Origin of the sequence: Nocardioides sp. YIM B13467 (assembly GCF_042788075.1) — a bacterium.
Taxonomy (GTDB): Bacteria; Actinomycetota; Actinomycetes; order Propionibacteriales; family Nocardioidaceae; genus Nocardioides.
On sequence record NZ_JBHZPJ010000034.1, the window covers coordinates 1 to 7,566 of the forward strand.

General features: G+C 69.9%; 11 protein-coding genes. 6 read left to right on the forward strand and 5 right to left on the reverse strand.

The window, feature by feature from the left end; translation table 11 throughout:
• Positions 1–14 precede the first annotated feature (14 nt).
• Positions 15–383 (reverse strand): cupin domain-containing protein, encoded by a 369-nt coding sequence (locus ACFX43_RS06895; protein ID WP_378818642.1) that lies wholly within the window; start codon positions 381–383, stop codon positions 15–17.
• Between the two features lie 214 nt (positions 384–597).
• On the opposite strand from ACFX43_RS06895, the gene ACFX43_RS06900 reads away from it, so the two are divergent.
• Complete coding sequence (locus ACFX43_RS06900; RefSeq protein ID WP_378818645.1) at positions 598–945, forward strand: hypothetical protein; 348 nt, start codon at positions 598–600, stop codon at positions 943–945.
• Here the strand turns inward: ACFX43_RS06900 and ACFX43_RS06905 are convergent.
• Together ACFX43_RS06905 and ACFX43_RS06910 are read right to left on the reverse strand one after the other, a co-directional pair.
• Positions 942–1,382 carry an iron chaperone gene (locus ACFX43_RS06905; protein ID WP_378818649.1) on the reverse strand — a complete coding sequence of 147 codons (441 nt, stop codon included), beginning with the start codon at positions 1,380–1,382 and terminating at the stop codon, positions 942–944. The two genes, ACFX43_RS06900 and ACFX43_RS06905, sit on opposite strands and share 4 nt — an antisense overlap.
• A gap of 75 nt (positions 1,383–1,457) precedes the next feature.
• Positions 1,458–2,099, reverse strand: a complete 642-nt coding sequence (locus tag ACFX43_RS06910) for a class I SAM-dependent methyltransferase (protein ID WP_378818652.1) — start codon at positions 2,097–2,099, stop codon at positions 1,458–1,460.
• A 96-nt stretch (positions 2,100–2,195) separates the two neighbouring features.
• Between ACFX43_RS06910 and ACFX43_RS06915 the strand changes: the two genes are divergently transcribed.
• Positions 2,196–3,173 (forward strand): cyclase family protein, encoded by a 978-nt coding sequence (locus ACFX43_RS06915; protein ID WP_378818655.1) that lies wholly within the window; start codon positions 2,196–2,198, stop codon positions 3,171–3,173.
• A 94-nt stretch (positions 3,174–3,267) separates the two neighbouring features.
• The gene (locus tag ACFX43_RS06920; RefSeq protein ID WP_378818658.1) at positions 3,268–3,978 is read left to right on the forward strand and encodes a CPBP family intramembrane glutamic endopeptidase; all 711 of its coding nucleotides are present in this window, start codon (positions 3,268–3,270) and stop codon (positions 3,976–3,978) included.
• 4 nt (positions 3,979–3,982) lie between these two features.
• Here the strand turns inward: ACFX43_RS06920 and ACFX43_RS06925 are convergent, their stop codons facing one another.
• Both ACFX43_RS06925 and ACFX43_RS06930 read right to left on the reverse strand, forming a co-directional pair.
• Positions 3,983–4,894 carry an NAD(P)H-binding protein gene (locus tag ACFX43_RS06925; protein WP_378818661.1) on the reverse strand — a complete coding sequence of 304 codons (912 nt, stop codon included), beginning with the start codon at positions 4,892–4,894 and terminating at the stop codon, positions 3,983–3,985.
• Positions 4,895–4,903: 9 nt separating this feature from the next.
• The gene (locus tag ACFX43_RS06930) at positions 4,904–5,287 is read right to left on the reverse strand and encodes a pyridoxamine 5'-phosphate oxidase (RefSeq protein WP_378818664.1); all 384 of its coding nucleotides are present in this window, start codon (positions 5,285–5,287) and stop codon (positions 4,904–4,906) included.
• Between the two features lie 51 nt (positions 5,288–5,338).
• On the opposite strand from ACFX43_RS06930, the gene ACFX43_RS06935 reads away from it, so the two are divergent.
• From ACFX43_RS06935 to ACFX43_RS06945, 3 genes are all read left to right on the forward strand, one after another.
• Positions 5,339–6,067, forward strand: coding sequence for an enoyl-CoA hydratase-related protein (locus ACFX43_RS06935; protein ID WP_378818667.1), 729 nt, complete (start codon positions 5,339–5,341; stop codon positions 6,065–6,067).
• 7 nt (positions 6,068–6,074) lie between these two features.
• A complete protein-coding gene (locus ACFX43_RS06940; protein WP_378818670.1) occupies positions 6,075–6,686 on the forward strand; it encodes a TetR/AcrR family transcriptional regulator in 612 nt (203 codons plus the stop codon).
• Between the two features lie 66 nt (positions 6,687–6,752).
• Positions 6,753–7,541, forward strand: a complete 789-nt coding sequence (locus ACFX43_RS06945) for a pentapeptide repeat-containing protein (RefSeq protein WP_378818673.1) — start codon at positions 6,753–6,755, stop codon at positions 7,539–7,541.
• Positions 7,542–7,566: the final 25 nt, after the last annotated feature.

The window sequence follows — 7,566 nt, forward strand, 5'->3', positions numbered from 1 at the left end:
CGGGCCCGGTCAGTTCAGCTCCGCGACCATCCCTTCGCCTGGAGCTCTTGCTCGGACACGAACTCGAGCATCGGCTTGCCCGGTTCGCAGAGCATCGTGACGGTGAACCGCACCGGGATGTCGTCGCGGTTGTTGCCGTCCTGATAGTGGATGACATCCCCGCCCGGCTCCCAGAACGCCTCGCCGGGGCGGACGACCCGCGGCGGCTCGCCCTCGAGCTCGAACACCATCTCGCCCTCCAGCACGTAGCCGAAGGCCGGTCCGGGGTGGCGGTGCGGCGGGGTGCCGGGGTCGCCCGGCGGGTACTCGATGACGATCGTCATCGCGTGCGCCCCCTCCGGGATGAAGGGCGGTTTCGCTTCCTGAAGCACGGTCAGTGACATGGGAGTCCTCCTCGATGAACGGTGCACCCGATAGACCGGACAGCGATGCGATCTGTGACTCAGGATGCGGGCGAGAAGAGCCGGTCCAGGTGCGGCGCGAGAGAGGAGACGTCGCGAACCGGCAGCCACGGATGATCGGCGAAGCCGTCGGTTCCGGCTCTTCCGTCGCTGCTGAACGACTCGGCTAGCGCCACGCGTTCGGTACGCTCCCACAATGGCCGACCTCGATGCCGTCGAAAGCCGGATCTGGGCGCTCCTCGACCCTTATCGCAACGAGCTCGAGGACGCGACGATCTACGGGATGCCGTCGCTGCGCTGGCCGGGCTCGGGCGCTCATGACTACTTCGCGGCGGTCAAGCGGAGCGCGCAGAAGGTCAGCCTCTACGCGATCGCCGTCGACACCTGGCCGGAAGCGCTCGAGGGCTCATCGGAGGCGTTCCGCAAGCGCCGTACGGGCAAGGCGACCTTCTCCTTTCCCACGTTGGACGAGGAGATGGCCGCCGAGCTCGAAGGGTTCCTGGAGCGGCTCTACCGGCGCTACCGCGAGCATCACGCCGGCTAGCGGACTGCCCGCTTCACCAGCTCGGTGAGCTTCTCCTCGACGGCCGGGGTCATCGTGGAGACGGCGAAGACGGTCGGCCAGATGTCGCCGTCGTCGAGGTTCGCCCACTCCTGGAAGCCGACCTCGGCGTAGCGCATCTTGAACTTCCCGGCGCACTTGTAGAAGACCACGACTTTGCCGTCGGAGTTGGCGTAGGCGGGCATGCCGTACCAGGTCTTCGGGGCGAGGTCGGTCGCGTGCGTGGTGACGATCCGGTGGAGCGTCTCGCCGATCGCGCGGTCGTTGTCGTCCATGGCCTCGATCTTCTCGAGGCAGTCCGCGAGGTCGGCCGCGGCCTTCTTGCTGCCGGTGCCACGCTTGGCGGCCGTCCTGCGCTCGGCGGCGGCCTCCTTCATGGCCGCCTTCTCTTCCTCGGTGAACGTGGTGCTCTTCGCCATCGGTCTTTCCTTCCTAGCTGGTCTGTTGAGACGAGCCTAGGTAGGCAGAGGCTCCGTACGCTTCTTCGTTCCTGATCAGTTGGATAGAGGCTTGCGGGCGAAGACGATCGCGCCCGGAACCTCGTCGTCGGGCCGCATGAGGAGCTCGGCCTCGATGCTGAACCCGGCCTCGCGCAGCCACTGGGAGATCTGCTCGGGCGTACGGCGATGGGTGTCGACGTTGATCGCGCGTCCGGTGTAGCCGGTGGTCGAGTGCTGGGTCTCGTCTCCCACGTGGAACCCGACCAGCACCGACCCGCCGGGCCGCAGTACCCGCCGGAACTCCTCGAACACTCCGGGCACCGCCGCGTCGGGGATGTGGATGACGGACCAGAAGGCGAGTACGCCGCCGAGAGACCGGTCCGCCAGCGGCAGATCGGTCATCGACCCGACCTCGAACCCGAGATCGGGATGGTCCTGCCGGGCGATGGCGATCATCTCGGGGGAGAGGTCGATCCCGAACGCGTCGACGCCGAGGTCGTGCAGATGCCGGGTGACGTACCCCGGCCCGCAGCCGACATCGGCCACCGGCCCGCCCTCACGCACAGCCTCCGCGAACACCGCCAGACCGGCGCGGAGGTACGGACGATCGTCCAGAAGGCCGCGTACCTTCTCGGCATAGCCGGCGGCATCGGTGTCGTACGACTCGCGGGTCTCGTTCAGCCAGTTGTCGGGCATCGAAAACGACTCTAGGGCACGGCGAAGCGCGAGATACTGAGGCAAGCCGCGCGGGGGCCGGCGTTTCAGCCGGTCTGAGAGATGAACGGACACATCATGACCACGCACGACCGCCCGAGCAGGGCCGAGCTCCACGACCGGCCAGACCCGTTGCGAGGGACGTCCTGGGAGCTCTTCGAGAACCCGTGGCGCGGCACACCCTCGTTCGCGGACGAGCAGAGCGTGGTGGCAGCGGCCGGACTCGTCCAGCTGGGCGAGACCTTCGGGCTGGACTACCCGATCGACGCGTTCATGCCCGGGATGTCCAGGGACCAGAAGCCGGCCGAGCACGTCATCTACGGCAACAACCCGGCTCACCGAGGTGACTACCTCGCCGGCTACTACCTCCAGTCCTCGACCCAGGTCGACGGGCTGCGTCACCGGCGGGCCGACGACGTCGGGTTCTACGGCGGAACCGCCGACGAGCTGATCGTCCCGGGGACCGAGGAGATCGGCATCCAGGTCTGGGCCGACCGCCCCATCGTCAGCCGGGGAGTCCTGGTGGACATCGCGGGCCTCCTCGCCCGGCGCGATGAGACTCTCGACCACGAGGCCGGCCAGCCGATCCCGTTCGACTACATCGACCAGGCTCTCACCGCGCAGGCGATCGAGCTGCGTGCCGGTGACATCGCCATGCTCCACACCGGGTGGTGCGAGTGGTTCCTCGAGCTCACCGCCGAGCAGAAGCTGGCCCAGCAGGCCCTCGGCCGCGCCACCGGCATCGAGCAGAGCGAGGAGGTGCTCGACTGGGCCTGGGACTCGGGTCTCGCCCTGCTCGCGGCGGACACGTTCGCGGTCGAGTGCCTGCCGCCCGTGCCCGGCTCGCCCTTCGTCCAGTCGGCGCCGAACGACCGCGGCATGATGCACCAGGAGTTCCTGGCCAAGCTCGGCATGCCGCTCGGTGAGCTGTGGCGGCTCGGGCCGTTGGCGCGTCGCATGGACGCGCTGCAGCGGTGGGAGGCCTTCCTCAGCGTCAAGCCGCTCAACGTCACCGGCGCGACCGGCTCACCGGCGAACGCCGTCGCGATCATCTGACGACACTTCGATCGCGCGGGCCGCCCCGATCCGGTGTGATTGTCTTGCCGGCCACGTACGTTGGACGCAGCCGTCACTGGAGCGAGGGGGTGCCGTGCGCAGCTGGGTGCGCAGGTCCTTGTGGGACGTCGTGCCGCGCGATCACCGTCAGAGCGACGCCGGCCTGCGGCGCCGCCAGTCGGTCACGGTCGGGTTCGTGGTGCTCGGTGCGTTGGTGCTCGGCGTATCGCTCCGCATCGAGCCGGGCAGCGTCTGGTTCTATCCAGCGACCTTCGCCCTGGCCGGAGTCTGGGCCATCGGCGCCTTCGCCTCCGGGCCGCTGCACCTTGGACGGATCGGCGCCCGACGCCGCCAGGACGGGGAGGACCGGCAGCGGCTCGTACGCCCGGTGCTGCCGCCGATCCTGCTCGGCCTCGGTCTGGCCGGGGTCTTCGTGATCGGTGGTCTCGTCGTACGCGAGATCCCGTGGCTGGACCGGCAGGTGCGCTCGGTGCTCGACTTCGCCGACCAGGGCTCCCTCCCGATCCTGGTCGTGGTGACGGCCGTCAACGGGGTGGCGGAGGAGCTGTTCTTCCGCGGCGCGGTCTACGCCGCCCTACCTCGCCATCCGGTCGCCTGGACGTCGGTGGCCTATGTGCTCGCGACGCTCGCGACCGGCAACGTGATGCTGGCCTTCGCCGCGATCCTGCTCGGAGTCGTGGTCGGGCTCGAGCGGCGTGCGTCCGGCGGCGTACTCGCGCCGATCCTCACCCATTGTGCGTGGTCGCTGTCGATGCTGCTGGCGCTGCCGCTGCTCTTCGGCTGAGGTCTCAGACCCCGTTGCCCTCGGCCAGCCGCTCGGCCAGGGCACGTCGCACGGCCTCGCGATAGGGCAGCGGCTCGCCGGGCACGACCTCGAGGATGCGCCGATCCTGCGCGATCACCTCGGTGCTCATCGAGTCGATCAGGTTGCGCCCCGTGGTCAGGTCGACGTCGGTGACCAGCGCCAGCCAGTACGACGACAGTCGCGGCGTCAGCACCGGCACCGGGACGACGGGGATCGTTCGGCCGGTGGCCACCTTGGAGGCGACGGTCAGCATGTCGACGTACGTCATCGCCTCGGGACCCCCGATCTCGAAGACCTCGCCGACCGCGTCCTCGTTGTCGATGACGCCCGCGAGATAGCGGATCACGTCGTCGACGGCGATGGGCTGGGTCCGGGTGGCGGTCCACCTCGGCACCACCATCGCGGGGAGGTTCTTGACCAGCTGCCGGGTCAGCTCCCAGGACACGCCGCCGTGGCCGACGACGATCGCGGCCCGCAGCACCGTCACCGGGACGCCGGCCTCACCGAGCAGGGTCTCGACCTCGCGGCGAGAGCGCAGGTGGGGAGAGAGGTCCCCGTCATCGTCGCCGAGGCCGCCGAGGTAGACGATCTGGCGCACCCCGGCCCGAGCTGCGGCGGCCCCGAAGGACCGCGCGGCCCGGGCGTCGCGCTCCTCGAAGTCGTCGTGGTCGAGCGAGTGCACAAGATAGACCGCCACGTCGACCCCGTCGAGCGCGGCCGACAGGGTGGCGGGGTCGTCGACGTCGGCACCCACCGGTTCGCCGGGGCCGTCGTAGTCGTCCGGGCGCCGGGTCATCGCACGCACCGTGGTGCCGCTTCGGGTCAGCTCCGCGACCAGCCGACGACCGATGAAGCCGGTCGCGCCGGTGACGAGCACGGTGGGCGAGGTCTCCATGGCTCGAGCCTACGGACGCGGCGGGTCGACCGGTCGGCAGTCCTGCCCGCAGCCGTCCTCGGGAACGGGTCCGGACGCGTGCGATGCCGGCCGGTGCAGCACGGCGCCGGTCGGTGTCACGAGGACATCGGATCCCTCGACGCGGCCGGTGCCGTCGACGATCAGCGCATGGTCGCGCGGCGTGAGTGGGGCGTACGTCAGCGTGAGCACCGGGTTGGTCGCGAGGTTCGCACGGGTGCCGCCGCCGGGATCCGAGATTCGCAGCGTCGAGCCCTCGACGACCGGATCCACGACCACGACCTTGATGCGCTCGCCCGCGGTGGTCAGCAGGAAGCCGCTGCCGAACCGTTCGAGGGTCGAGGCGAGATCGGGCAACGCGACCGGGATGCTCATGTCCCTCACCTTAGTCCGGACGGGATTTCAGAGCGCTGCTCTGTTACTGTCGTGGGCAGCCAGAACCCGGCGGCACGACGTACGGGTCTCGAACGAAGGAGCAGCATCGTGGTCACCATCTCCAGCGACGGACCGGTATGGACACTCGACCTCGGGGACGACGAGAACCGCTTCTCGCCAGACTGGCTCGAGGCGGTCGGCTCGGCGCTCGACCAGATCGAGTCGACGACCGAACCGGCGGTGCTGGTCACGATCGGTGGCGGCAAGTTCTACTCGAACGGGCTCGACCTGGAGTGGCTGGGGCAGAACTTCGACCAGCACGACACGTACGTCACCCGGGTCGAGGACCTCTTCGCGCGCATCCTCACGTTGCCGGTCCCGACGGTCGCCGCGGTCAACGGGCACGCGTTCGGCGCGGGCGCGATGCTGGCGATGGCGCACGACTACCGCGTGATGCGTGAGGACCGCGGCTACTTCTGCTTCCCCGAGGTCGACATCCACATCCCGTTCACCGTGGGGATGAATGCCCTCGTCACCAGCAAGCTGACCCCGCGCACGGCGCTCGACGCGATGGCGACCGGTCGGCGCTACGGCGGAGCCGACGCCACGGCCGTGGGCATCGTCGACGCCACCGCGTCGTCGGAGAAGCTGTTCGAGACGGCCGCCGGCTTCGTACGCGATCTGGCGGGCAAGGACCGCGCCACCCTCGGCACGATCAAGGCCCGGATGTTCGCGGACGTCGTCACGGCGCTCGGCGCCGGCAACGACGACCCTGCCTGATCCCGGCATGGGACGTCCACGGCAGTACGACCTCGACGACCTTCTCGCGCATGCCCGGGATCTCTGGATCGGGCGAGGTGTCGACGGCCTGACGATCCGAGCGCTGAGCGCGGCGTCGGGTGCGTCCAACGGAGCGGTCTACCACGCGTTCGGGTCACGCGACGGCCTCCTGGCCCGGGTCTGGGCCGAGGAGGCCGGCCGCTTCCTCACGTTCCAGCGTGACCGAGTGGCGGAGGCGATGCGCGAGGGCGATGCGACCGAGGCCCTGGTCGCAGCCGCACTCGCCCCCGCGACGTACGCGAAGGACAACGAGGACGGCGCCCGGCTCCTGCTTGCCGCGACCGCGGACGATCTGCTGACCTCGGAGCTCGACGAGGAAGGACGTACGCAACTGCTCGGCTTCCAGAAGGAGCTCGGTGCGCTCCTCGTCGAGCTCGCCGAACTGCTGTGGGACCGGCGTGACCGTGCGGCCGTCACGACCGTGCGCCACTGCGTCGTCACCCTGCCCGGGGCACTGCTGCTGAACGCCGACCGCATCACCGACCCGCTTGCCCGGCATTCCCTCGGGCATGCGGTTCGTGGGATTGCGGCCGCGTCACCGCCGGACCGGCCGAGCTGAGGTCACGCGGAGCCTGGGAGAGATCCCTCCTGCGAGCGCAGCGTGCGGCCGCGGGAGGATGAGGAGGTGACTCGCCCGGACTCCGCGTACCGCTCGGACTGCTCGCGATGCGTCGGCCTGTGCTGCGTCGCATTGTCCTTCACCCGCTCGGCGGACTTCCCCGAGGACAAGGCGGCCGGCGATCCGTGCCGTCACCTCGGTCCCGACTTCGGTTGCGGGATCCACGACCGGCTGCGCGACCGCGGGTATACGGGGTGCACGGTCTTCGAGTGCTCCGGCGCCGGTCAGCAGGTCACCCAGGTGACCTTCGGCGGCGCGGACTGGCGTACGGAGCCAGCCCTGCGGCAGAGCATGTTCGACGTCTTCGACGTGATGCGACAGCTCCACGAGATGCTCGCCCTGCTCGAGGAGGCAGCATGGCGCGGCACCACGACTGACCTCTCGGAAGCGACCGAGCTGGTGTCCGCGGCGGCGGGCGGCGCTGCCGAGCAGGTCCTCGCCACCGACATCCCCGCGCTTCGCGCGGTCGTCGGGAATGCGCTCCGGCAGGTGAGTGCGGAGGTACGCCGCCCCGTCGGCCCTGCGCTGAGCGGCGCTGACCTCGTCGGCCGGGACCTGCGCCGACGAGACCTGCGGCGCGCCGACCTCCGGAGCGCTCTCCTGATCTCCGTCGATCTGAGCCAGGTGGACCTGGCCGATGCCGACCTGCTCGGCGCGGACCTCCGCGACGCTGCGGTCGCCGGTGCGGACCTGTCCCGAGCGCTCTTCCTCGGCCAGGCGCAGGTCAACGCCATGCGTGGAGACGCGAGCACGCGTCTGCCGGAAGGCCTCGCCCGCCCGGCGCACTGGAGATAGACGACAACCTGGAAATGGGCGAGAG